Below are 25,517 nucleotides of genomic sequence, written 5' to 3'. Positions count from 1 at the left end.
CTCAATTGTGATCATCAGAAAGCACGGTAATCCCATATATTCTGTCAGCTGTACCTTTCTTGGGTGCGGTGTGGTACCGTGCCTATGAAAGTTTATCCCTTGGCATCTTGGACACTGAGTCGCTGGTTGACTTAGCTTAACCTTAAGTTCAAAGTGATGACCGACTTGAACAGGGGAGGGATCTGAAAATAACCAATCTTTTTCTTGTAAATGGTAATGACTTAAGATATAATTAAACATGTCTTTCCTTCCGTTTTGTGTTGCGTAGTAACTCACATTATAGAAGGAAGGATTTTTTTATGCAAAAAAATCGTGTGGGAAATTTTCCCACACGATTTATTATAGAGCCTCAAAATTAAGGTAGGCATTCAAGCGTCAAGTCAACGCCTGATGTTTGTTTATACCATTAAACAGTCAAAAGTTCTTCTTCTTTATTGGCAGTGTGCTGATCGATCTCTTTAACAGCAGCATCTGTCACTTTTTGAATGTCTTTTTCAAGTGTCTTCAACTCATCTTCAGTAATTTCTTTGGCTTTTTCAGATTTTTTGGCATCATTCATGGCATCTTTACGGATATTACGAATGGCTACTTTGCCACCTTCAGCTGTTTTCTTAACTTCTTTTGCCAAATCTTTCCGACGTTCTTCAGTCAGCGCTGGAATCACCAAACGAATCACATTGCCGTCAGATTGGGGATTAATCCCTAAATCACTTGCGTTTAGCGCCGCTTCGATATCTTTAATCACCGTTTTATCAAATGGAGTGATCAAAAGCACGCGCGCTTCCGGAACAGAAATCCCAGCCAATTGGTTCAACGGTGTTGGTGCCCCGTAATACTCCACAGTGATCCGGTCAAGCAAGCTCGCATTAGCACGGCCAGCACGGATGCTACCAAATTCACGTTGCAAACTTTCAATAGATTGTTTCATACGGTCTTGCGCTGTTTTTACGATGTCATTTGTCATGATAGTCTTCCTTTTATATTTCTTTTAAAATTAATTTGAAACGGTTGTTCCGATATGTTCGCCCAAAACAACACGTTTGATGTTACCAGTTTCATTGAGATTAAAGACGACAAGGTCGATATTGTTATCCATCGACAAACTCGAAGCTGTTGAATCCATAATCTTCAAGCCTTGTTTTAACACCTCAATATGCGTCAACTCCTCGAACTTGATTGCTGCAGTATTGGTACGTGGATCGTCATTATAAACGCCATCAACCCCATTTTTAGCCATGAGAATGGCCTCCGCATCAATTTCAGCTGCTCTGAGCGCAGCCGTCGTATCCGTTGAAAAATAAGGCGATCCAGTCCCTGCAGCGAAGATTACGATGCGTTCTTTTTCAAGATGGCGCAAGGCCCGACCACGAACATAAGGTTCAGCCAACTGTTGCATATTAATCGCTGTTTGAACACGTGTTGTCACACCGGCACGCTCAAGGGCATCTGCCATGACAAGGGCATTCATGACTGTTCCTAACATCCCTGTATAATCAGCAGGTACACGTTCCATCCCTGCTGCTGCAGCTTCTTCACCACGCCACAGATTACCACCACCAATGACCAAGGCAATTTCAATCCCTAAATCATGAACTTCTTTCAGTTCACCAGCGATTTCCTCAACCGTCGCAATATCAATGCCGACACCACGTTCACCAGCTAATGCTTCTCCGGAAAGTTTGATGAGGACGCGTTTATATTTTACTTGAGACATAATTCACCTTTCATACTGTTCGTTTCATACTTTATCTTATCCATTTTACCACAAAATTGATGAATTTTAAAAAATCTCCGTCGGATTTCTAAGTTAATTTCAAGTTGATTTGATGGTGCCAACTCTTAACATGATATCTTTCAGGACTATTCAATCATTGGTAAAGGAAGTTTATTGTGTTTGATAACAATAAAAACTCCCTTGAATATCATTTGTGTCAAGGAAGTTTTCATTTATGACTAGGCTTTTGCCTTAAATTTTTCAACGTCACGCGCGATGACAAGTTCTTCATCCGTAGGAATGACAAGTACTTTCACCTTGGCATTTGGTGTTGAGATGATACCATCCGCACCCACAACGTTTTTGCTTTCATCAATGTCTAAGCCAAACCATGACAAACCATCAACAATCGCTTGACGAACAGGACCAGAGTTTTCACCAATCCCAGCAGTAAAAATAAGGGCATCCGCGCCATTCAGCACTGCTAAATATTGTCCGATAAATTTTTGAATCCGGTTAACAAACATATCAAAAGCTAAGATTGCTTTTTCATCACCCGCTTCACGAGCAGAAATAATATCACGCATATCTGATGAAATATCAGAAATGCCTGCTAAGCCAGACTTTTTATTAAAAGTATCAATGACTTCAGCAACGTCCGTGATCCCCGTTTTAGCCATAATATAGGGAATGGTTGAGGCATCTAACTCACCAGTCCGTGTGCCCATCATCACACCTGCAAGTGGTGTGAAGCCCATTGAAGTATCAACTGACTCTCCACCATCAATGGCTGTCAAACTCACACCATTACCGATATGCGCAGTGATGAGTTTAAGGTCTTCGGGTGCTTTACCAAGATATTCAGCCGCTTTTTGTGACACGTACATATGGCTAGTACCGTGCGCGCCATACTTGCGAACTGCATATTTTTCGTAGTATTCGTTTGGCATAGGGTAACGGTAAGCAACCGCAGGCATGGTCGTATGAAAAGCGGTATCAAAGACAGCCACGTGAGTCGCTTCTGGCAATAAGGCACAGAAAGCATAGATCCCTGCAGCATTGGCCGGATTGTGGAGGGGTGCCAAATCAGATAAGGCTTCGATTTGGTTTGCAACATCATTGGTGATCAAAACTGATTCCTTGAACAACTCACCACCTGCAACGACACGATGACCCGTGCCAGTGATTTCTGAAAAGTGCGCAATGATGTTCAAGGCTTTGAGGTCATTCATCAGAATCGCGACAGCTTCTGTATGATTGTGAATGTTTTTAACGGTAACATGTTTATCGCCTTCAAAACTAACTGTCGAAACTGACTCCGGCAAGCCAATCCGCTCAATCAGGCCTTTAGCTATTACTGTTTCTTCTGGCATTTGATAAAGCTGCCATTTAAGGCTTGAGCTACCGGCATTAATCGCAATTGTTTTTGACATTTTCCATTCTCTCCTAGATTAAGATGTTGAGGCGACTGTTTTGGTGTGTAGAATTCTTTTCCGCGACGAGTAATCGCAGGAGTGAATTAGGAAAAAGACGTAAAGACACGATAGTGTCTGCGTACTTTTTATCTATTTTCCTAACACCAAGGAGCCGAAACTCAATTAGTTTAAGATGTTGAGGCGACTGTATTAGTAGTATTTTCTTATACAACTAAACATCTTTCCCCAAAAGGTATTAAAGTAACACATTCAGATATCGTTTGTTGCCCGCTAAAACGCCCGTGTTGAAAACGTTTTCCCTTAAATTATATCATATTCTGACGAAATTGCGTCATGAAAGACCGCACAATTTCAGGATTGGTTAGACTTATCAAAGGAAAAACAAAGGGTGCTTTACCTTGTGCAGACTTTTGTAAAACAAAGATTGCCTTAGTATGATTTTCAGTGACAATGTCTTCTGGTAAAGTAATCACAGCAGCGACGCTGGCATAATCCTGCAACCATTTTTTTAATAAATCGGATTGCGGACTAGACAACAAATCACTCGGTGCAATAAAAATCGCATAACCATCTGCTTTTAGATATTTGAATCCTTGCGCCATCAGCAAGTGATGGGCGTAGGTATGCTCACTCTGACTGCCAACAACTGAACGTTGCGCAATCGCATCATCTGGATAATAGCCTACCGGTAAATCTGACAATAACAGATCCACAGGTTCGATAACCTGAGGGCGCACAGCATCAATCTGCAAAAATTGGGCTGAAGTTTGCATGACATCGGCAATGCTAGCCGACAGGTCAATCATTAAATCATCAACTTCAAAGCCAGTATAGGTTAGTGCTTTATCTGACATGCTAGTCAATAATGTCTCGGCTAAATTACCTGTCCCAGCCCCTAATTCCAAAATAGACAAGTTAGTTTCGGTAGATAAGGTCTCAATCATGAAATTGATGATATACCCAATTGCATCCGGTGTTAACTGATGATTGGCTTGCAGGTGCATGTCCTTAGCACCCTTAATCAAGGCAAACTGATAGACCTTTTGCCACTCTTGTTTTGTCAAATTGAGCGCACGCAACTGCTCATTGCGTTGCTGCAAGTCTTCTGATACAGCTTTACCGAGATAGCTCACATTTTGCTCAATCAAGGCATCGTAAAAATGTGTTGCCAAGCGTGTTTCAAGTTGCTGAACGTTGGCTAATAATAGGCCAAATGCCGTTTCTATTTTTTCCATATTCATAGCTTTTATTATACCACATTCCTGAATTCGAATTTCAAGCTTTGCTTTAAGGCTCGTTTAAGTTTACTTGGTTATACTTAAGCCATTCCTAAAATATTTTTTCATAATAACTCCCTTAAAGAAAACTCGTAGGCATGGATAGCCTACGAGTTTTCTCTAGTTTAAGCTTTATTTTCCCAAACCATATCATACCAGACGGCACCACCATGTGTAGATTGTGATTGACCATCGTTAGTAAAGCCATTTTTTTCATAATAGGAAATCAAATAATCATGGCAAGTTAAGGTAATGCCATCACGCTTTTGCTCGCGCGCTAAGTCTTTCAAGGCTGCGATTAATTTCGTTCCAACAGCTTGGCCTTTAAAGTCTTCTGCCACAGATAAACTGGTAACCGCAATATAGCCACCTGTTGCTGGATTTTCTACAACTGTTTGAAACAGATCATCTGTTAAATGGCGGACATTGACCGCTGGTCCTTCAATATAACCCGCAACTTGACCGTCAATTTCTGCCACTAAAAACGTGTCTGGAATTTTAGCAATTCGTGATTTGACCGCCTCATAACTGGCAGCTTCTTCTGGTGAGAAATTGCTGGCTTCTATCTTATAAGCAGCTTCTAAGTCTGCTGGTATAACTTGTCTGATTTTCATTGTCTATTCTCATCCCCTTTACGATAGATTGATTGTGAAGACAAACGCCAATTTCATATAAAATTGGCGTTTGTCTTTTTTGATTTGAGTTGATTTGAGTCTATTGAACATTACTTGTCAATTGTGACAAAAGTGATTCAAAGGCATACTCATACTTTTGAATATCACCAGCACCCATGAAGACGTAGACTGCATTATCATGGTCAAGCAAGGGTGAAACATTATCCACGGTAATCACTTTAGCTGGTTTTTCAATTTTCACAGCTAGGTCTTCAACCTTAACATCACCGTGATCGACTTCACGTGCTGACCCATAAATCTGTGCTAAGTAAACAGCATCAGCCTGGTTCAAGCTTGTCGCAAATTCATCAATCAGGGCGATTGTCCGTGTGAAAGTATGGGGCTGGAAGACAGCGACAATTTCTTTATCCGGATATTTTTGACGCGCTGCGTCCACTGTTGCTTCAATTTCAGTCGGGTGGTGGGCAAAATCATCAATAATGACTTGATCGTCAATCCGTTTTTCTGTGAATCGGCGCTTAACGCCACCAAACGTCGCCATGTACTTAGCAATTTCTTTAGCATCAAAACCGTCTTGGTGAGTTACGGCAACAACAGCCAAGGCATTCAAGATATTATGCTTACCATATGTTGGCACAACAAATTCTCCGATTTTTTCGTCGTGGAAATAAGCCGTGAATTTTGAACCGCTGGTCGTCCGTGTCACGTCTTTTGCAATATAGTCATCGCTGTCAGAGAAACCGTAACGATAAATTGGTACATTAGCCGTTAATTTTTGAAGGTATTTATCATCACCGTAAACGAACACGCCTTTGGTAACTTGGTTAGCATAGGTTTGAAAAGCATCAAAGACATCATCAATTCCTGTAAAATAGTCAGGATGATCGAAATCGACGTTGGTAATAATGCTATATTCAGGATGGTAAGGTAGGAAATGACGTTCATACTCATCAGACTCGAAAACAAAGAATTTAGAATCTGCTGATCCACGACCTGTCCCATCGCCAATCAGATAAGAGGTATCTGTCACATGACGCATGACGTGAGCCAAAAGACCAGTTGTTGATGTTTTACCATGAGCACCTGCTACGCCGATTGATGTGAAGTTAGTCATAAATTGGCCGAGGAATTCATGGTAGCGAACATAATTGTAGCCATTTTTATTGGCGTAAGCCACTTCGACATTGTTGTCATCTCGGAAAGCATTACCGACAATGATTTCAACATCTGGTGTGATATTTTTCGTATCAAATGGTAGGAGCGGAATACCCGCTAATTCTAGACCACGCTGCGTAAAGTAGTAATCTGTCGAATCAGACCCTTGGACTTTGTGACCCATTTGGTGGAGCATAAGGGCAAGTGCTGACATACCAGACCCTTTGATTCCGATAAAATGATAAGTTTTTTGTGACATTTGTCTACTCTTTAAGTTGGGTTGGGCAATGGTACAGATGATGAGAATTTTCTTGAAATCCCCAACACCTCTAAACCTAACGAAACTCTATTCCTTTCTATTTGAACTTCAGACTAACTTTTTAGGAAAATAGATAATTTGCGAACCTAAACAGGAACACCATCATCTTCATTTTCTACAAAAGTTTACGACGTCGTCGTATCGCCTTCAGTATCATTTTCTAACGATAACGATTTGTCATGCTTGTGTCTGTTTTGATACCTCTGACTTAATCAACTGTATCAAACCCCTCACGGTGCTGATGTTTACTAGCAAAATAGTCTTGTTTTGGTTCGTCGAATAAAGACCCATTTGACTCACGTGCTGCTGTTTTGTCAAAACCTGAGACTGGTTTGCCTAATGAGTGTTGCGTTTGAGCCACTTTTTTATTAGCCAGACCTTTGATCCCTAGTTCATCTGACGATGCGCGCTCCAATGGATTGACATAGGGTTTGACAGGTTTAGGTGCCACCGCATTTTCACGCGCACGCTTCCTCGCATCCTCAACCAAGCTTGATTTTTTCTTAATTGGCATTGTATCTGCTGTCGCCTTGAAATTTTTGCTCAATGGGCGTTTGCCATTAACCGTTGGTGTTTGAAGACGTGTCTCAAAGGAACTCGCTTGTTCCCCTTCGTTTGTAGCATCTGATATCAAGCTTGATGAAGCAGTCGCATGATTTGTTTTGTTCCCAGCAGACGACTCGAAACGCTCGACCGCCGCATCAGGATTTTTGGTTAAAAGTTGTTGATTGGTCATGATCACCCGATTATCTGGTATTAACACCGCATCATCGGGCATAATCGGAAATGTAATTTTATTTTTAGGATACGAATTTTCCATACTTGGCCTTACTTTCACTTGAGTTAAAGAATGTTTTATAGCATCTGTCGGCTAATCTATCGCTCGACAAGAGATACCATTTACATTGTACCAAAAATTTGAGGAATAATCTCGACTTATGCGAATTTGTCGCCTTTAAATCCCCAAAATCGACTTCATTTCATCCTTAGAAATCGTGCTATCATCCGCACCACCATCCAAGACCGTTGACACCATATCACGCTTGCTATCTTGCAGCGCCATGATTTTTTCCTCAATCGTGCCACGTGTAATCAAGCGAATCACTTCCACCGTTTTGGTTTGCCCCATGCGGTGAGCACGTGAGATCGCTTGCTCTTCAACTGACGGATTCCACCACAAGTCTACCAAAATGACGACATCAGCAGACGTTAAGTTCAGACCGGTCCCGCCAGCCTTGAGTGAAATCAAAAACGCATCACGCGATCCCGCATTAAAAGCCTTGACCATTTTCATCCGATCTTTAATCGGCGTTGATCCTGTCAACTGGTAGCTAGAAATCCCAGCTTCCTCCAATTGTTTTTCAATATGTGGAAACATTTTTCGAAACTGTGAAAAAATGAGTGGTCGGTGGCCAGCATCCTTGATTTGCTGCAAGAGCTCTGCCAGACTTTTGAGTTTGCCAGATGTACCAGTGTAATCTGACATAAATAGGGCTGGCGTATCACAGATTTGGCGTAAACGCGTAATCCCAGCAAGAATCTCTATCTTAGAACGTGAAAATTCATAGTCGTTCATATTTCTCACACGATTTTGAATGGCTTCAAGTTGCGCCAGATAGATAATTTTTTGAGACTCCTCAAGTTCACTATACTGAATCATTTCCAGCTTATCTGGTAATTCCAGAAGGACATCTTCCTTACGGCGACGCATGACAAACGGCTGAATCATGCGTGAAATCGCATCGTGCTTCAGCTTACGAAATTTCTTACGGTCCCCTAAGATACCTGGCATAATAATTTGGAAAATCGCCCAAATCTCATCGACCCGATTTTCAATTGGTGTACCTGATAAGGCAAAGATATGATCCACCTTAAGCTGAGATAGGGCTTTGTTAGTCTTAGAGTTAAAGTTTTTAACCGTTTGCGCTTCATCAATCAGTAAATAATTCAACTGTAGTTCTTGATAGGTGTTCACATCTTTCAAAAAGCTACCGTAACTGGTGATAAAAATCTGTGTTTTAGAATTGCCTAATAACGCTGAACGCTCTTGTTTGGTACCGTCAACAACGACAACTTCAAGGTCTGGCGCAAATTTCGCAAACTCACTTGACCAGTTATAAATCAAACTTGACGGTGAGACAATCAAGGCAATGTCACTTTGAGCCAGATTGCTTGCAAGATAAGTGATTGACTGTAAAGTTTTACCCAGTCCCATATCATCCGCAAGAACACCGCCCATATGATAACTACTGAGCATACTCATCCAACGCACCCCATCTTCTTGATAGGGGCGTAAAGTCGCTTTAATCTGTTCTGGTTTTTCATAAGGAAAAGCGTGTGGATTAGTCAAATTATCATACAAGGCTTCAAATTTTGTTGAAAATGAGACCCCATCCTGATCTCCAAAAATTTTAGAGAGTTGGAAAGTTTTAAAAGTTGGAACAGCAATTTTACCTGCACCGACCTGAACCGCATCTGACATATCATTCAAGACTTGTTTAACAGAATCGAATTGCTCGTCTAGTAAAATGAGCTGACCCGATTCAGTCACATAGTAACCCGCATTTTCCTGTAGTCGTGCAACGAGTTTTGAAAATTCTTGCTCAGGAACATGGGGCAAGCTAAAATTAATTTCTAGCAAGCCACCATTTTGATCAATATCAATATCAAAATTCTCTGTGATTTGTAGTTCTTGGACGCTTGGTGACAGGGTAACTTCACCTAATTTAGCAAATTGTGGGAGGATTTCAGTGAAAAAAGCATAGATTTCCTCACCTTTTGGTTGGTTAACTTGCGTTTCAAAGCCAACTGAAAAGCCAGAACGTTTGAGCAAATCAAAAATACATTTCTCTAGACGTAAATGCCGTGAAAAATCAAGAGTATCTAGATCTCTAAAACTCGTAATCTGAAAATCACCATAGTCAAAAGCAATCTGCAAGGTTAAGAAACGGTCCAAGTCAAAGCTAAATCGAGGTTTAAAAGGGCGAATTTTGAAAGCATCAGGTGCGTCAACATAACCCAATTTTTCGAAAATTTGTAAAGCCTGAGCTAATTTATCTTTGTCATCATAATCAAAATGGATCATTTTCATACCATCTGAAGCCTTTGGTAACTTGGATAAGAGATTTAAAATCTCCAACTGCTCAGCATCCAGCTGATAAAAAACATGATCACGATAGATGATTTCTCCCTCAAAGAAAGTTTGATGTGGCATCTCTTTGATCGTTAATTCAATGACATCATCCAGAGGTTTAACCTCGAACTGATACAAGTCACCTTCATCATCTAATGGCAAAACGCTGAAATATTTGACCGACTTCTCAGAAATTTTCATCGAAAAATCCATGGTTTCAGTCAAGGCTAATAGCTCAGGTAATAGACCAGCATGAGGCACAAAATATCGACCCAACTTACGAAACAGGTTCGTCAAAGTCATTTCTTCCTGGCTTGGCGTGATTTTTAATAGGTAATTTAAAAAATTTTGACTCACCTTATCAAAATGTGACAGCATCAGGGTTACATAGTGTGAGCTCCCAATCAGATAAGTACCACCTTTTCTGAGCAGCATAATAAAATGTGGAATATCTTTAATAATGTAGGCCCTAGACATATTTGTCAAACGAATCTTTAAAGTAAAGGCCAAAAAATTACCACTATAGTAAAAGGACTCCATCAACTTGGGATCTGAAACTTCGACTTCTAAGGTCAATTTCTCTAATTGATTTGCCCATTTATCATCGTTGACTTTAGCTAAAAAATCAGCAGATGCTTGCAATTCTTTTGATTTTTCGACTTCAGCTTCATAAGCTTTCTTCTCTTCCTCAACTGCCTCAGTATCCGCTTTTTTTAGATATTCTTCGACCGCCGCAATATGGCGACAGTAACGTTTATTGCGTTGGAAGACATCACAAAAACACAAGTCGTTTTGACCATCTAAGTCATAAACGACTTGCTCACCATCAACATCAGCCGAAAGTTTCATTTCACTGACAGACACATCGGTCATCAGCCCTTTATCAAAAAGTTCCGCACCTTCAGCACGGATGCGTGCTGGCATCATTCGACTCATATCATTTGTCCCATCTTCAAAGCATTTCTCAAAAGGCTAATACTCAAAACTTCCTATCTTTATTTTAGTCGGCATTGGCATGATTTTCTTGCTTCTTTTGTTATTATTTTTTTGCCAAATGCGCTTAAATTTTGGCACTATTATACCATATTTTCTAGAAAATTTCAGAGATTTTCTATGTCTTACAAGATTTCACTTTCGTGAACTCTTACAACTTGACCTCTGCTTACGCTCCGACCAATCAGGGTCATTCGCGACTGTCCGTTCATTCAAAGTCTTTCATCATATTTAAAAAAGCTTGGATTAAAACATCTCGATCCTTGATCCATTGCTTGCGTTCATCCCGTAAATGGACGCGATTGGACAGAAAAATCACGGCTTGTTGCGTCTTCAAGTTTAACAAAATAAAAGTACCTGTGTAGCCTGTGTGCAGTAACCATTGTCCAAAATGGGTTTGCCTTGATTTTGAGGGCGTTTCAAGGTCGATCAAATCCCAAGCTAGGCTGCGAGGTTTGTCAGCATGTGCATAGTCTTGCAGCAGAGCAAGATAGGCGGGATGGGCAAAATAGGCCTGAGCAAAGGCAACCAAGTCATCTAAATCCGAAAAAAGTCCAGCTGATCCTGTGTGTCGTCGTAATATCTGGGCTTTAGGATCATGAACAAGGCCCTGAGGGAGATCCCAGGCTGTTGCTACTGTCCTGTCGAGTGCTGTAAATCCTGTATGGATCATTTTGAAAGGCGTGAAGACCTGTTCTTGTAGAATATCTGCTAAGTCTTGAGCGTAAATAGTCTCTAACATGAAGCCTAGTAAAATAAAATTTACATCTGTATAATGGAAGGTTTTATCTGCTGTGACGGTGACTTGATTAAGAGCTGCCCGAAGCGCGTCATAAGGCAGTGTGTTACGATTTTTGATAAAGGGATCAATCCCTGAGGTGTGCGTCAAAAGTTGGCGAATAGTTAGGGAGGCCCCACCTGACCCTTCAAATTCAGGATATTGAGTCGTTAACAAGTCGTCAAGTCCGACTTTCCCCGACAAGATTAAGTTAATCATCAGGGTACCCGTGCCGACCACCTTCGAGACACTAGCTAGATCATAAGCCATATCAGCTTGTAACAGAACCGGCTCAGGCTTCAAGCGGTTATAACCATAAACATGTTTTTGCACATCCGAGCCGTTGACAATCGCAAAAGAAGCACCTGGAAAAATTCCAGATGCGACATAAGCTTTTACAAGTTCAATAGGATTGTCCGGCATCGCGTCAATCATTTCATAAACCATATTTCTAGATTCTGACCATCTGTTAAGGTCAAAATTTTGCCTTTTTTATCAACATAATAGGCTAGTCCTAAGTCATCTAATTGCGTCGCAATATGGTGCAAATCGACTTCTGGCGCCACTTCAAATTCAATGATCTCAATATCCCAGACTTCTTCTGGATTGGTTAACAAATCAGAGCCTTGCGCTTCAAAATACGAGATTTGACCAAAGGGAAATTGAACAATCTGATTTTTTTCATTCAAACCAAAACCTTCAACATAAAAAGCCAAAACATCCTTTAAGTTGCTAGTATTAAGTTGAATCTCAGTAATCTTAATATCCTGTGTGTCAGACTGGCTTGGTACAATCTCAAAGACATCGCCTTCTGGTGATGTCGCTTCAAACCCTTCTGTAAATTCTGGGCTTTCAATCACGATTTTGCGCAATTTTTTTACGCCATCTACTGCACGTGTCCGCATACTTGGAGATTCTTCCAAAATCAATCTGGTATCAGTGCGTGTTTTAGCTGATTTGCTACCGAGCATAGCCAAAGCATTTTCTTCTGAGATCACTTTTAGTCCCAATGTTTCTTTATAAAATGCCAGATTTAAATCACGATTGTTGACGCGGATGACTGGTACGGCTCTCTTGATATTATCAAAAACTGTCTTCATTTTCTCTCTTTTTCTTATCTTTCTCACGTCATTAAGGTCATTTCAGACATTAAGTCAGAGGCAATTTTGGTTTTAAGTATTTTTTGTTATCTCTATTATAGTCAACTCTGCCCCATTTTACAAAAATTTACCATTTTTTACGGTAATTAACTGATGGGTGACGACCAGAAACAAAGTTTTTGCTATTTCTACTTTAACCATATCTCACGCCGGTACGACTATTTTAGGCAAATCATTGTGAAAAATTTTAAAATATGGTATCTTGTAAACATGAATTATTTAGAAATCGCTCAAAATACTGCCAAGCAACAGCCTCTATTACCGCCACATGAAACACCCGGTCAGACTTGGAAAACACGACTCACCTTCATCTGGGCTTTGGTACTCTGGCAAGCCTCTTCAGCTTTACCGGCCATCACGATGAATCGACAAGGCCATTTCGAGCTCTGGAAAATCGGCCTCTTCCTCCTACTCTTTGCCGCTTGTGTCTGGCTCTCATACATCTGGGCACTCAGATATCATCTAATACCCAAAATTAACTGGCGCTACTTCCAGCTCGGGAAAATCGCTGCTGGCTTCGGACTGATGTTTGTTTCTGCATTAATTTCAGGCATGATCATGAACTTAACTGGGACCAATGGTACTGAAAATCAAGATATCATTAACAGCATCGGTAAAGTGCTACCACCACTTGTCTTTGTCATTATGACAACGTCTGCTGGATTTTTTGAAGAGCTGATCTTCCGAGTAGGTCCATTTGAACTCCTCTTTAATAAATGGCCTAAGCTTGCCGCTATTTTTGCCTGGGCACTCTTTACTGCAGCACATGGTCCAACAGACTTTGCAAGCTTCATGACCTATGGTCTGATGAGTCTCGTTCTTACCGGTCTATATGCCAAATATCGTAATTTCTATCTCAATATGTCCGTCCATTTTCTCTGGAATGCCTTGGGCATGATTGGCTTTTTCCTTCTTAAGTAATTACTTGTTATGATTCAAAAATCCCTGGTCAAATTGATATGACCAGGGATTTTTTGCATGCGTTGTCAGTTAGACATTAACAGCTTATATGAAAATGATTTTGAACAAAGCGATGGCAGAAATACCAGCCAAGATTGGTGCCAAGACAGGAACCCAAGCATACCACCATTTAGAATCAGACTTGCTTTCGCCAAGAATTGATTTTGGAAGGATAGCATGAAGGATACGTGGACCAAGGTCACGCGCTGGATTAAGACCTGGACCTGTAGCACCACCAAGTGAGGCAACAAGTGTCATCACAAGGAAACCAAGTGCCAAGTGAGCAACTGCAAGTGAACCAGCATTACCAGTTGTTAAACCGACAATCCCTTGTTGTACTTTAGTTGCAATATCCATGTCCGCAACTTTTGTTGCAGCGCCTTTAGCACCTTGTGCTGCCAATAATTTGTCAATAGCAGGAATAATTTCAGCACCAAAGAAGTTTTTAGTCAAACCAAGCGCTGCGAAGAAAAGTACAAATGATCCAAAGAACTCATTTAAGAAACCATTGATCGTTGCGCCACGACGTGAAGTCGCAGTCCCATCATCAACGTTATCAATTGTTGAGAAAGTCCCAAGAATATGATTTGAGTTTGTTGTTTTCAAGTAGTAAGGGCGGTAAACCATTACGATAACTGCTTGACCAACGATTGCCCCAAGAATTTGTGCCACGATATATTGCGCCACGTGTGCCCATGGGAAGAAGCCTGAAACGGCAAGACCAAGCGTGAAGGCTGGATTGATGTGGTTACCTGAAACATTACCAAACATCAAAGCAGGGATCATCACCCCACAACCATAACCCCAAGCAATGGTCATCCAACCTGAAGCGAATCCTTTAGTTCCTTTGAGGTCAACGTTTGCGACCGCGCCGTTACCGAGAATAATGAGAATTGCTGTTCCGAGGAATTCAGCAAGGTATTTTGTCATCCATGATACGTCCATTTTTGTGCGTAATCTCCTTTGTTAAGTTGATTGAGCCAACTGATCTGAGGTTTAAAAAAAAAGCCTCAAAATTCAAAAACTCAATTGTTAATGATAAGTACCTTATAAGTTTATCAGAAAATACAAGACGTGTAAAGTCATACTGAACATTTTCATGAAAGTTTAAGGTTCGTTTAAGACCTTTTGATTGACCTTTTTGCTATAATTTTATAGAACGCTTGTTTGACTCAGACAAACTGAACGATGCAATATGCTTATTAAGGAGATACGATGCAATTCAATCACTTTTCTATTATTGATAAACCATTTGATCAAGTGCTGAGCGATTTGGCTGGCCTTGGTTTTAAATTTGATACCGCACTTTCTGCCAAATCTAATCTTAAAAATTGGCTTCAAACTGCGCCGATTGCGATGACAAGTTTAGCTGCCACTGACCAAGAGACGGTCTGTGACTTTCTGGATTCTGAGACACCTTTAACTTGGGATATTTTTTATGCCATTAGTTTACAGCTGCTTGATTTTGTGGCCATTTTTGATTTTCAACTGACTGATGCGATTCCTTTTGCCAAGTCCGTCAACTTACCGTTAACTGACTTATCTGCTGAGCTATCTACAGAACACCTGATATCTGCTATCTATCTCGTCATGAATTCCCGACGCCAGACTGGCATGACCTTAGTCGAACATTGGGTGTCAGAAGGTTTGCTACCGCTTGATAACCACTACCATTTTTTCAATGATAAGAGCCTAGCAACCTTTGACACGAGCCAACTTATCCGTGAGGTGGTCTATGTCGAAAGTCCGGTTGACACACAAAATCGTGGTCACTATGATCTGATCAAAGTCGAGATCATCCGACCACAATTTGACGGTAAATTGCCCGCAGTTATGACGGCTAGCCCTTATCATTTTGGCACTAATATCAAGGCCAACGACGATAAGCTACATGACATGAACCTTGACTTAGTTGAGAAACCCCTTAACAGGATCGAACTGGCTGAGCCAAGCCTCACGTTCCCTGATTATCCAGCTACTGAAGTACCACTTGCTGAAAACAACCGAGCTACCGAGCACTTCACCCATACTTGGACTTATTCCCTTAACGACTACTTCCTCGCCCGCGGTTTTGCTTCGATTTATGTCGCAAGTGTCGGGACGAGAAACTCTGACGGTTTCCAAACGTCTGGGGATTACCAGCAGATCGCGGGCGTAACTGCAGTTATCGACTGGCTAAACGGTCGCACGCGTGCCTTTACAACCCGTCAAAAGACACACCGGCTAACCGCCGATTGGGCCAATGGACACGTGGCTATGACCGGAAAATCCTATCTTGGCACGCTCGCTTATGGCGCCGCAACGACTGGTGTCGCAGGCCTAGACGTCATCCTAGCAGAAGCCGGCATCACGAGCTGGTATGACTACTACCGCGAAAACGGCCTCGTCCGTAGCCCTGGTGGCTATCCTGGAGAAGATCTCGACGTCCTAGCGGAGCTCACTTACTCGCGAAACCTCGATGCCGCAGATTTCTTGGTCAATAATCCAGCCTACCAAACTCGGCTCACTGACATGAGCCAGGCGCTAGATCGAACCTCTGGCGATTATAATGACTACTGGCACGCTAGAAATTACCTACCACATGTTGACAAGGTCAAGGCTGACATCCTCATCGTCCATGGCTTACAAGATTTCAACGTGACGCCGTCACACGCCTTTAACTTTTGGCATGCCCTCCCTGAACACGTGACCAAACATGCTTTTCTACATCAAGGTAGCCATATCTACATGAATAACTGGCAGTCCATTGATTTTTCTGAAACCATCAATGCTTATTTTTCAGCTAAGCTCTTAGACCGTGACCTGACCCTTGATTTACCACCTGTCATTTGGCAGAAAAACAATGTCGCACAATCATTTGAAAGTCTGGCTGAATTTGGCGGACATGATATTGAAGTCTTACCCCTTGGTTTTACGGGTGAAGTTGATCAGTTTGAGAATCACTATCCTGCTGAACGTTTCGATGCTTACAGCAAGCATTTCCAAACCTTTAAAGCTGATTTGTTTGAAGATAAGGCAAACGCTGCTGTCATTGATATTCATCTTCCTGAAGATTTACAGGTCAATGGTCAGATCGTACTTGATTTGCGGCTGAAACTCAATGATACAAAAGGGATTTTATCGGCGCAGATTTTAGATTTTGGTCCCAAGAAACGTCTGACGGATGTCAGCACGATGCTTGAGCCCAAGACCATTGACCGCGGGCGGAACTTTATGTTGGATGATTTGCGTGATCTGACTTTGGTGGATAAACCTTATCAAGTGGTGACCAAGGGCTTCATGAATTTGCAGAATCGTCAGCAACTGACGGAGGTTAATTCGGTTGTCGCAGATGACTGGTTCCGAGTTGAGTTGCGTTTGCAGCCAACGATTTATGATTTTCAGGCTGGTGATACACTACGCCTTGCGCTTTATAGCACGGACTTTGAGCATACGGTTCGTGATAATCGTGAGGTTAGCTATGCCATTAATCTTGAGAAATCACGCCTTTATATTCCCAAAACGAAAAAAGAAAGAATTAATATATGACCACTATCGGCATTCTGGGCTCTCAGTTTTTAAGTACACCTGAGCTGCCCTTTCATCAATTTCCTGTAACTTATACACGGACTGCTTTTATCGACGCCCTACAAAGTGTGGGGGCTAATGTCATCATGATCCCGATTGATCGTGACTTGGATAAGCTTCCTGACATTATCAAGTTGGTGGATAAGGTTCTCTTGACGGGTGGTGAAGATGTTGCCCCGCTCTTTTATGGTCAGGATCCTCATCCCTTGCTGAGTACAATCAACCCAGAGCGTGATCGCTTTGAGATTACAGCTATCCACGAAGTCATCAAGCAAGAAAAAGCTTTACTCGGTGTTTGTCGTGGGCATCAGTTACTTAACGTGGCGCTCGGTGGTACCTTGCATCAGGACGTTAGTCTCTATCATAATCCAGAAACTGCTACCTTAAAACACTTGCAAGCTCCGACTAAATCTCAATTTACATCACACTTTATTGAAGTTGATCCAACCTCAAGTCTTAACTTTCTACCTGAAACGTACCATGTCAACTCTTATCATCATCAGATGATTGATCGGTTGGCTGATGACTTGACAACCATTGCCAAAGCTAGTGATGGCGTTATCGAGGCTGTCGAAAGCAAAGCCAAACGTTTACTAGGTGTCCAATGGCATCCAGAAGGGACTTGGGGTACGATTCCTAATGAACGTGCGATTTTTGACTTTTTTGTCAATTCGCTTTAAATCAAAGAAAAATTAACCTTACCTTTCTTTAACGTATCTTAACATATCGTCAGTCAATTGGATCCAGAATAATAGCAATTCTGATAATTTGACAAATATTTTGCTGCTTGCTATAATCAAAGTCTAAAAAAGCACGCGCTTCCAGTAGTACCGTTTAAGACGGTAGCTGATAAATAGTTAAAGGATAACTGTCAAACTTACGTTAAAGTGAGAGACGGTTATTTTTTTCGTCATGATTATGCAGTTTCACAACTAAGCCAATCAAAGCAATGGTAAACATACCAAAGCTAAATAAGACTTGAATTGTTTCAAATTCTGACAAACAAGCATCTCTTTTCAAGACAGCCACTATCTTAAACTATAATGTTAGATTAAAAACATTTTTTCATAAAAGCTAATCATTTATAAATAAACGTTCGCCACTGCAAATCAAAAACGGTCTCTGTTTTCACAAAGACCGTTTTTGATTTTACTAGAATATAAAATATAGAAAAACTGCACAAGCTCTACAAGAGCATTTTATAAAGTATAACTCAAAACGTGAACCAAATCACCATCAGTTGAGTGTTTATTCTTTTCAATAATTTCAAAACCTAGTCCTTGCCAAAAAGTAAGACCTGCAGGATTATTATCAAGGACGGCTATTCGAACTTTGCGCATCCCGATACTGCGAAAATGACCCAACTGCTCCGCTACAATTTTATGTCCTAACCCTTGCCCCCGAAAAATCTTATCCACGATAAGTAAACCAATGAACACCGTTTGGTCATCAGGATAACCCAGCGCATAGTCCAGAACGGCAATCGGCGTCTCATTGTCATCCGTAATCAAGAAATATTTCTTATTTTCTGGTGCAAGATTTTCTGGTCCCGCATGCACATCGGCATCAACTTGTGCTAAAGTCACGGCACTGCTCTGACTCAATGCAAAAAAATCCTGATTGCGCTCATAGAGTGCCAAAATCTCAGGATATTTTTCATCAGTTTCAATCAATAGATACTGAAACATTTTTATTTGATAAACTGTGCCAAGTGATTCACAGCTTTTTCCTTGCCTAGAAGGTAAATCGTATCTGGCAACTCAGGACCATGCATTTCACCGGAAACGGCGATTCGGATCGGCATGAAGAGATTTTTCCCCTTGATACCTGTTTCTTTTTGCACTTCCTTGATCAGCGGGAAAATGTTGTCTTTAACATAATCCACATCCGCCAAACCTTCAAGTTTTTCTTTAAAGGCTTTGATGACAATGGGTGCAGTCTCAGTAGCTAAAACTTCTTTTGCAGCATCAGAAAGTGATGGGAACTCAGCATAAAAGAGATCCGTTAAGGGCACGATTTCATCTACTGATTTTAACTGAGGTTGGTAAAGCTCAACCAAATGTTTCGACTTGTCATCCAAACGACCAGCAGCTTCTAAGAATGGTTTCGCCATGTCAAAGATTTTATCCAAATCGGCATGTTTGATGTAGTCGTTATCCAACCAGTCCAGTTTCTTCTGGTCAAATGCTGCAGGCGATTTAGACAAACGATTTTCATCGAACAAGTCAATCAATTGGGCTTGAGAGAAGATCTCTTCTTCACCACCAGGATTCCAACCTAACAAAGCGATAAAGTTGAAAACGGCTTCTGATAAGTAACCTTTTTTACGATAGTCTTCGATAAATTGCAGGGTATTGGTATCGCGCTTAGATAATTTTTTACCAGTTTCAGAGTTGATGATCAAGGTCATGTGACCAAATTCAGGCACATCCCAACCGAGCGCTTCGTAAATCATTAATTGTTTTGGTGTGTTGGCAATATGGTCATCCCCACGAATGACATGAGAAATTTGCATATCGTGATCGTCAACAACAACTGCGAAGTTATAAGTTGGATAACCATCACGTTTTTGAATAACCCAGTCACCACCGATGTTCTTACCTTCAAACTCGATATCGCCTTTAACGATGTCATGCCATTTGTAGATAGAACCTTCTGGTACTCTGATCCGAACCGTTGGCACAATGCCGTCAGCTTCACGCTGCGCCATGTAATCAGCGATTTCAGCTTCAGTCAAACCAGCGTATTCGCTGATGTAAACTGGCGGTAGACCTTTAGCTTCTTGTGCTTCACGATCAGCTGCGATTTCTTCTTCTGTTTTGTATGATTTATAAGCCTTACCTGATGCGAGTAGTTCATCGATATAGGTTTGATAAAGTGACAAGCGTTCAGATTGACGGTAATTCTCATGTGTTTCAGGTGATTCATCCCAGTCAATCCCAAGCCAACGCAAGTTATCGAGCTGCGAACGCTCGCCATCTTCAACGTGGCGTTTACGGTCTGTATCTTCGATACGGATGATAAAATCGCCACCATGATGACGGGCATACAAGTAGTTAAAAAGTGCAGTCCGCGCATTTCCGATGTGCAATAAGCCAGTAGGTGATGGTGCGTAACGCACACGAATTTTGTTTGTCATTTTTACGTCCTTAATCTAACTTATAAACCAGAATTGGTTTATAAACTTTTGTTTCAATCGTCATTCCTATTTTACCAAAATATTAAAAAAAGCGCTAACTTTCTTACTGCGCTTTCCTCATTTTATTGGCTCTAACTCAAGATGCTAAACTTGACTAATTAAGACGACCGCTTCACAAGCCATGCCTTCACGACGACCGACAAAACCTAGTTTTTCAGTTGTTGTTGCTTTGATATTGATATTGGTAATATCTGTCTGTAAAATTCTGGTGATATTTTGTTTCATCTCTTGTAAATGTGGTGCCATTTTTGGAGCCTCTGCTAAGATCGTGGCGTCAATATTGCCAATTTCATAGCCTTTTTCGACCATTTTTTGATAGATGTCAGCTAGGATTTGCGTTGAAGCGATGCCTTCCGTTTCTGGATTAGTATCCGGAAAAGCATGACCAATATCACCCATACCCAATGCCCCAATGATAGCATCCGTGATGGCGTGTAAAAGCACATCTGCATCCGAATGGCCTAGAAGCCCAGTCTCATGCGAGATGTTCACACCGCCAATAATCAACTCACGACCTGTTACAAGTTGGTGAACGTCATAGCCATGACCGATTTTAAGTGAGGGCATCAAATAGTCCTCCTAGCGGGTTGCCAGATGAACTTGAGCGTCCGTCTGTTACGATATAATTTTTCATGATGTTGGCAAAAGTTTCAATGTTGAGACTTTGCACGTAGATTTCACCAGTACCTTGGAAGGTGTTGACGATGCCTTCGCCTGTTCCGATGGACTGGACGAAACCATTCTCTAGGTGAATATTGTAATCCAAGGTATCTGACCAGGCGACAACATGGGCATTGTCGATTGTGATTTCTTGACTTTGGAGCTCAATTTTTTTGATGCTACCAAAGGCATTGACTAGAAGTGTGCCAATACCGTTGGTGGTCATCACAAACAGACCCCCTTGACCACCGAAGAAAGCTTTCCCGACACTTTGACGCTCCATGGTATACTGAGCGCTACCATCAAGTGCTAGAAAGGCACCGTCATTTAGTCGGTACTGTTTAGCTCCAAGGTCTAAGGGCATAACTTGACCAGGTGTTGAAGGTGCAAGTGCGATAATACCGTTGTCATTGCTTGACACCGCTTTGGTAATAAAGACGCTCTCACCAGATGTCATGGCGCGACCCGCCGCTTTGAACAACTTGCCAATTCCGCTACCTTTGGCATTCAGCTCAGACGTCAGCGTAACCGCAGCATTATGATAAATCATACTGCCACGCTGAATGTAGGCAAACTCTCCTGTTTCCAGTGCAATTTCAATCATCGGAAATTGCATATTGCTGTCAATGGTGTACTTCATTTTGTTATCAGGCATAATCTTCCACTCCAATCTTTTGATTATATTCTAGCAAAAGTATTTCTCAAATACGTCAGGCCTTAGACCGATTGTCCAAAATCGCTTGCCCAAAAATCAAATCTTCCGGCGTCGTGATTTTGATGTTTTCATAAGACCCTGGGACAATGGTCACAGGCATTTCTGAAAAGACCTCGACCAAACTGGCATCGTCAGTGCCCAGAAAGCCTTTCGAATGAGCGATTTGATGCACCTCTTGGATGAGACTGGTTTCGAAAAATTGAGGTGTTTGTGCGCCCCAAAGATTATCGCGTGGCACTGTCTGACTAATGTTTCTGTCAGCATCTACTTGCTTAATTGTATCCTTGACAGGTACAGCTAAGATCGCATTATTATGGGCTTTTAGGGCAGCCAACTCAGATAGCGTGACAAATGGGCGTGCCCCGTCATGAATCATGACCGCAGCCTCCGAAACATGCGCAAGTGCATGTCTAACTGAATCTTGTCGTTCAACACCGCCTACAACAAAGCACACGCGGTCTGACAAAAAATCCGTAAAGTAGGCTTTTTCTTCAGTTTTCCCGACCAAAATCACTTGCTTGCAATCTGAGTCTGACAAAAATAAATCTAGCGCATATTGAAAAATCGCTTTGTCTGCTAGTGTCAAAAAAATTTTATTACGATCAGCTGCCATTCGACTGCCTGAACCAGCAGCCAAAAGCACGGCACTATATGCTTTGTGAACCTGCCCGATCATCGTGCTAGTTCTCCGAAGATCATACGACCAGCTGAGGTTTGAAGCGACTTAGTCACTTCGATTCTAACCGTTTTATCAATCAAATCAGCTGTTTCTTCCACGACAATCATCGTACCGTCCGGCAGATAACCAATTCCTTGACGACGCTCCGTCCCTTTTTTCACTATTTGAATGTCAAGTGTATCACCGACGATCAACTGCGGCTTCACTGCATTTGCCAAATCGTTGATATTCAAAACCTGAACACCCTGGATTTCAGCGACTTTATTGAGATTGAAATCATTAGTAACCAGTGCTGCACCAGTTTCAGACGCATAACGCAAAAGCTTGGTATCCACTTCATGAATATCAGAATAGTCCTTGCTTGTCACTGTAACCTTGGCAATTTCTTTCATGTCATTGACTAAATCAAGGCCTCTGCGACCTTTGGCACGTTTTAAATTATCATTACTGTCAGACAGTAGTTGCAACTCTAACAAGACAAAATTTGGAACGATGATTTCGCCATCCAAAAAGCCTGTTTTAAGAATATCGAAAATCCGACCGTCAATCAGGACACTGGTATCCAATAATTTAGCGTAATTTTTATTTTTACGCTTGTCTCTTTTATCATGTTTTTCCGGTTTTTCAGTTACCGCTGCTTTTTTCCGACTGAAAAATTTGAAAATATCAGCTTCTCGTTTTGAAGAAATACTATAACCAACATAAATAGTCAACATCATCAATAAAAACGGAATGATCGTTGATAAAATCGGTGTCCGTAAAATCCACAGCGGAATACTTGCAATGGCGCCAATAACAAGACCAATCACACCACCCAAAAATCCCCATGTGATTTTTGGAATATTGATGGTTGCAATCGTTTGGTCAATTTTTTCGACAAAATTCAACAGTAGTCTGATAAATATAAAAGAAAAAATCAGAAAAATAATTGCGCCAATTAAACTATTGACTACTGCGTTGTTTTCAAATTGCCTTTGATGGATGAGTACCCAAAATTCGGGTAGAAACGTATTGCCAAGCGTTGCGCCGACAATAGCCATCAAGGCGTGAATGATGATTCTTTTCATACATTCCTCCTTTAAGATGTTGAGGCGACTACTTTGAGACTATGAAAAATAGGAAAAACAGCTATGAACAATGTTCCTGTGAACTTTCAATTTTCCTAGTCTCAAGGAGCCGAAACTCAAGTGCGTACGTATGATAAATTGGTTGCGCTACCATACTAGAAAAATAAAGACGTGTCGCCAAATGGGACACATCCTTATTTTATCATACTTAGCTTAAAAATACCTTGTTTAAGAAAAGACCTTCTGCAAGACTTCGGCTAAAGTCGTGACACCAATGACTTCTATAGATGGTGGGATTTCTAAACCAGCCAAGGAATTTTTAGGGGCATAAAGTTTTTTAAAGCCCAGTTTAGCTGCTTCATTGATTCGACTCTCGATGCGGTTGACCCTGCGAATTTCGCCTGTCAAGCCAATTTCACCGATAAAGGCGACATCTGGTGCTGTCGGTTTTTCTTTATAACTTGAAACAATGGCAACCGCAATGGCTAAATCAATGGCTGGTTCATCTAATTTGACACCACCAGCTGATTTGAGGTAGGCGTCTTGATTTTGGAGCAATAGATTGGCACGTTTTTCAAGCACTGCCATAATCAAGCTGACGCGATTAAAATCAAGACCTGAGGTTGTCCGTCTAGCATTACCAAAAATCGTTGGTGTGACAAGCGATTGGATTTCTACCAAAATAGGTCTGGTCCCTTCCATTGAAACAACAATAGCTGAGCCAGTTGCACCTTCTAAACGTTCCTCCAAGAAAATCTCGCTGGGATTGGTCACTTCGACCAGTCCTTGAGATTGCATCTCAAAAATTCCGATTTCATTGGTTGAGCCGAACCGGTTTTTCACCGCACGAAGAATCCGAAAAGTATGCTGGCGCTCCCCTTCAAAATAAAGCACCGTATCTACCATATGCTCTAGCATTCTCGGGCCGGCAAGGCTGCCTTCCTTGGTGACGTGACCGACGATAAAGGTAGCAATATTATTGGTTTTTGCGATTTGGAGTAGTTCTGCGGTCACTTCTCGAACTTGACTGACCGAGCCTTGTACGCCTGTAATTTCGGGGCTCATGACGGTTTGGATGGAGTCAATGACCAGAAAATCTGGCTGCAATTTTTCAATTTCAGCTCGGATATTTTGCATATTATTTTCTGCATAGAGGTAGAAATCAGAATCCAAATCACCCAAACGTTCAGCTCGCATCTTGATTTGTTGGGCTGATTCCTCGCCTGACACATAAAGGACACGCCCGAGATTTGCCAGCTGCACAGAAACTTGTAAGAGAATGGTTGACTTCCCAATCCCTGGATCACCACCGATAAGAATCAAGCTACCCGGTACAACACCACCGCCAAGAACGCGGTTAAACTCGCCCATCTCTGTCAAAACACGGGGTGTATCTAGACTTTCGACTTCTCCTAGCTTAACAGGTCGCGTTTTCTCCCCAGTCAGGGTCACGCGCGCATTTTTGACCTCTTTGGCTTCAATTTCTTCGACAAAAGAGTTCCAGGCGCCACAATTAGGACAGCGCCCCAGATATTTGGGCGACTGATACCCACAGGATTGGCAGACGAATTTTGATTTTGCTTTCGCCATCTTATGCCCCTGTGCTACCAAAGCCACCGATGCGTGTGCCTTCAGCACTGTCCGCATCTGCTAAGAGAAATGGTGCAAAAACACCTTGGACGATGCGTTCACCTTTGGCAACTTCAACGACTTGGTCGGTGATATTTTTCATTTGAGCGAAGATGTGGCCTTCGTTGTCAGAATTGCCGTAGTAATCGCCGTCAATAACGCCAACACTATTGATCAATACCAAACCTTTTTTGCGCGGATTTGATGAGCGGTCGTAGAGATAAAGTACTTCTCCTGCCTGCATATAGGCTTTAATACCAGTCGGGATGAGTTTAATCTCGCCTGGGTTTAGGCTGATCGTTTCTGCTGCGATGAAGTCGTAGCCTGCTGCATGTGCGGTGCTTCTAGCGGGAAGGTCAATGCCTGCGTTTTCATAGGCTGTGACCAGTTCAAATCCTCTTGTTTTCATGATTTCTCCAATATTTATAATGTCTATATTCT

The 25,517-nt window shown here is 41.7% G+C and carries 24 protein-coding genes; 3 read left to right on the top strand and 21 right to left on the bottom strand.

Annotated elements, in window-relative coordinates; all coding sequences use genetic code 11:
• The 11 genes from LRA01S_RS11215 to LRA01S_RS05795 form a co-directional block, all read right to left on the bottom strand.
• Positions 1-240: FmdB family zinc ribbon protein (locus LRA01S_RS11215; protein ID WP_218003135.1), on the bottom strand; the 240-nt coding region annotated here is incomplete at its 3' end.
• Between the two features lie 166 nt (positions 241-406).
• A complete protein-coding gene (gene frr / locus LRA01S_RS05840; protein ID WP_061774678.1) occupies positions 407-964 on the bottom strand; it encodes a ribosome recycling factor in 558 nt (185 codons plus the stop codon).
• A 30-nt stretch (positions 965-994) separates the two neighbouring features.
• Complete coding sequence (pyrH, locus tag LRA01S_RS05835) at positions 995-1,714, bottom strand: UMP kinase (RefSeq protein WP_061774677.1); 720 nt, start codon at positions 1,712-1,714, stop codon at positions 995-997.
• Between the two features lie 239 nt (positions 1,715-1,953).
• The gene (locus tag LRA01S_RS05830) at positions 1,954-3,147 is read right to left on the bottom strand and encodes an acetate kinase (RefSeq protein WP_061774676.1); all 1,194 of its coding nucleotides are present in this window, start codon (positions 3,145-3,147) and stop codon (positions 1,954-1,956) included.
• Between the two features lie 308 nt (positions 3,148-3,455).
• Complete coding sequence (locus tag LRA01S_RS05825) at positions 3,456-4,391, bottom strand: class I SAM-dependent methyltransferase (protein WP_061774675.1); 936 nt, start codon at positions 4,389-4,391, stop codon at positions 3,456-3,458.
• Between the two features lie 161 nt (positions 4,392-4,552).
• Positions 4,553-5,041, bottom strand: coding sequence for a GNAT family N-acetyltransferase (locus tag LRA01S_RS05820; protein ID WP_061774674.1), 489 nt, complete (start codon positions 5,039-5,041; stop codon positions 4,553-4,555).
• Between the two features lie 100 nt (positions 5,042-5,141).
• Complete coding sequence (murC, locus tag LRA01S_RS05815; protein ID WP_061774673.1) at positions 5,142-6,476, bottom strand: UDP-N-acetylmuramate--L-alanine ligase; 1,335 nt, start codon at positions 6,474-6,476, stop codon at positions 5,142-5,144.
• A 268-nt stretch (positions 6,477-6,744) separates the two neighbouring features.
• Entirely contained in the window at positions 6,745-7,356 is a 612-nt protein-coding gene (locus tag LRA01S_RS05810; protein ID WP_061774672.1) for a hypothetical protein, read from the bottom strand.
• A 135-nt stretch (positions 7,357-7,491) separates the two neighbouring features.
• The gene (locus LRA01S_RS05805; protein ID WP_239519121.1) at positions 7,492-10,596 is read right to left on the bottom strand and encodes a DEAD/DEAH box helicase; all 3,105 of its coding nucleotides are present in this window, start codon (positions 10,594-10,596) and stop codon (positions 7,492-7,494) included.
• Between the two features lie 274 nt (positions 10,597-10,870).
• Complete coding sequence (locus LRA01S_RS05800; protein WP_373279976.1) at positions 10,871-11,887, bottom strand: serine hydrolase domain-containing protein; 1,017 nt, start codon at positions 11,885-11,887, stop codon at positions 10,871-10,873.
• Positions 11,872-12,540, bottom strand: coding sequence for a CppA N-terminal domain-containing protein (locus LRA01S_RS05795; protein WP_061774670.1), 669 nt, complete (start codon positions 12,538-12,540; stop codon positions 11,872-11,874). Before LRA01S_RS05795 ends, LRA01S_RS05800 begins: the two co-directional genes overlap by 16 nt.
• Positions 12,541-12,810: 270 nt before the next feature.
• On the opposite strand from LRA01S_RS05795, the gene LRA01S_RS05790 reads away from it, so the two are divergent.
• Complete coding sequence (locus tag LRA01S_RS05790) at positions 12,811-13,521, top strand: CPBP family intramembrane glutamic endopeptidase (protein WP_061774669.1); 711 nt, start codon at positions 12,811-12,813, stop codon at positions 13,519-13,521.
• Between the two features lie 84 nt (positions 13,522-13,605).
• Here LRA01S_RS05790 and gla read toward each other — a convergent pair whose 3' ends face one another.
• Positions 13,606-14,505, bottom strand: a complete 900-nt coding sequence (gene gla / locus LRA01S_RS05785) for an aquaglyceroporin Gla (RefSeq protein ID WP_061774668.1) — start codon at positions 14,503-14,505, stop codon at positions 13,606-13,608.
• Between the two features lie 270 nt (positions 14,506-14,775).
• Between gla and LRA01S_RS05780 the strand changes: the two genes are divergently transcribed.
• Both LRA01S_RS05780 and LRA01S_RS05775 read left to right on the top strand, forming a co-directional pair.
• Positions 14,776-17,088, top strand: coding sequence for a Xaa-Pro dipeptidyl-peptidase (locus LRA01S_RS05780; RefSeq protein WP_061774667.1), 2,313 nt, complete (start codon positions 14,776-14,778; stop codon positions 17,086-17,088).
• Complete coding sequence (locus LRA01S_RS05775) at positions 17,085-17,807, top strand: gamma-glutamyl-gamma-aminobutyrate hydrolase family protein (protein ID WP_061774666.1); 723 nt, start codon at positions 17,085-17,087, stop codon at positions 17,805-17,807. Before LRA01S_RS05780 ends, LRA01S_RS05775 begins: the two co-directional genes overlap by 4 nt.
• Positions 17,808-18,009: 202 nt before the next feature.
• On the opposite strand, the gene LRA01S_RS10775 is transcribed toward LRA01S_RS05775, so the two are convergent.
• The 9 genes from LRA01S_RS10775 to LRA01S_RS05735 all read right to left on the bottom strand — a co-directional run bounded on the left by LRA01S_RS10775 (position 18,010) and on the right by LRA01S_RS05735 (position 25,485).
• Complete coding sequence (locus LRA01S_RS10775; RefSeq protein ID WP_373279975.1) at positions 18,010-18,156, bottom strand: putative holin-like toxin; 147 nt, start codon at positions 18,154-18,156, stop codon at positions 18,010-18,012.
• 170 nt (positions 18,157-18,326) lie between these two features.
• A complete protein-coding gene (locus LRA01S_RS05770) occupies positions 18,327-18,815 on the bottom strand; it encodes a GNAT family N-acetyltransferase (RefSeq protein WP_061774665.1) in 489 nt (162 codons plus the stop codon).
• A gap of 2 nt (positions 18,816-18,817) precedes the next feature.
• On the bottom strand, positions 18,818-20,266 hold the full coding sequence (gene gltX / locus LRA01S_RS05765; RefSeq protein WP_061774664.1) for a glutamate--tRNA ligase: 1,449 nt from the start codon (positions 20,264-20,266) through the stop codon (positions 18,818-18,820).
• Between the two features lie 144 nt (positions 20,267-20,410).
• Entirely contained in the window at positions 20,411-20,893 is a 483-nt protein-coding gene (gene ispF, locus LRA01S_RS05760; RefSeq protein WP_061774663.1) for a 2-C-methyl-D-erythritol 2,4-cyclodiphosphate synthase, read from the bottom strand.
• Entirely contained in the window at positions 20,880-21,641 is a 762-nt protein-coding gene (locus LRA01S_RS05755) for a TIGR00266 family protein (protein ID WP_061774662.1), read from the bottom strand. The genes ispF and LRA01S_RS05755 overlap by 14 nt, the downstream gene beginning before the upstream one ends.
• Positions 21,642-21,696: 55 nt before the next feature.
• Positions 21,697-22,377: a 2-C-methyl-D-erythritol 4-phosphate cytidylyltransferase gene (gene ispD / locus LRA01S_RS05750; RefSeq protein ID WP_061774661.1), complete on the bottom strand. Its 681-nt coding sequence runs from the start codon at positions 22,375-22,377 to the stop codon at positions 21,697-21,699.
• Entirely contained in the window at positions 22,374-23,447 is a 1,074-nt protein-coding gene (locus LRA01S_RS05745; RefSeq protein ID WP_061774660.1) for a PIN/TRAM domain-containing protein, read from the bottom strand. The genes ispD and LRA01S_RS05745 overlap by 4 nt, the downstream gene beginning before the upstream one ends.
• Before the next feature lie 228 nt (positions 23,448-23,675).
• Complete coding sequence (gene radA, locus LRA01S_RS05740; RefSeq protein WP_061774659.1) at positions 23,676-25,037, bottom strand: DNA repair protein RadA; 1,362 nt, start codon at positions 25,035-25,037, stop codon at positions 23,676-23,678.
• A 1-nt stretch (position 25,038) separates the two neighbouring features.
• Positions 25,039-25,485 (bottom strand): dUTP diphosphatase, encoded by a 447-nt coding sequence (locus LRA01S_RS05735; RefSeq protein ID WP_061774658.1) that lies wholly within the window; start codon positions 25,483-25,485, stop codon positions 25,039-25,041.
• Positions 25,486-25,517 lie beyond the last annotated feature (32 nt).

Source organism: Pseudolactococcus raffinolactis NBRC 100932 (assembly GCF_001591765.1).
Lineage (GTDB): Bacteria > Bacillota > Bacilli > Lactobacillales > Streptococcaceae > Pseudolactococcus > Pseudolactococcus raffinolactis.
The sequence above is the reverse complement of the archived record's forward strand: the minus strand, read 5'-3'. Positions and strand labels throughout refer to the sequence as shown.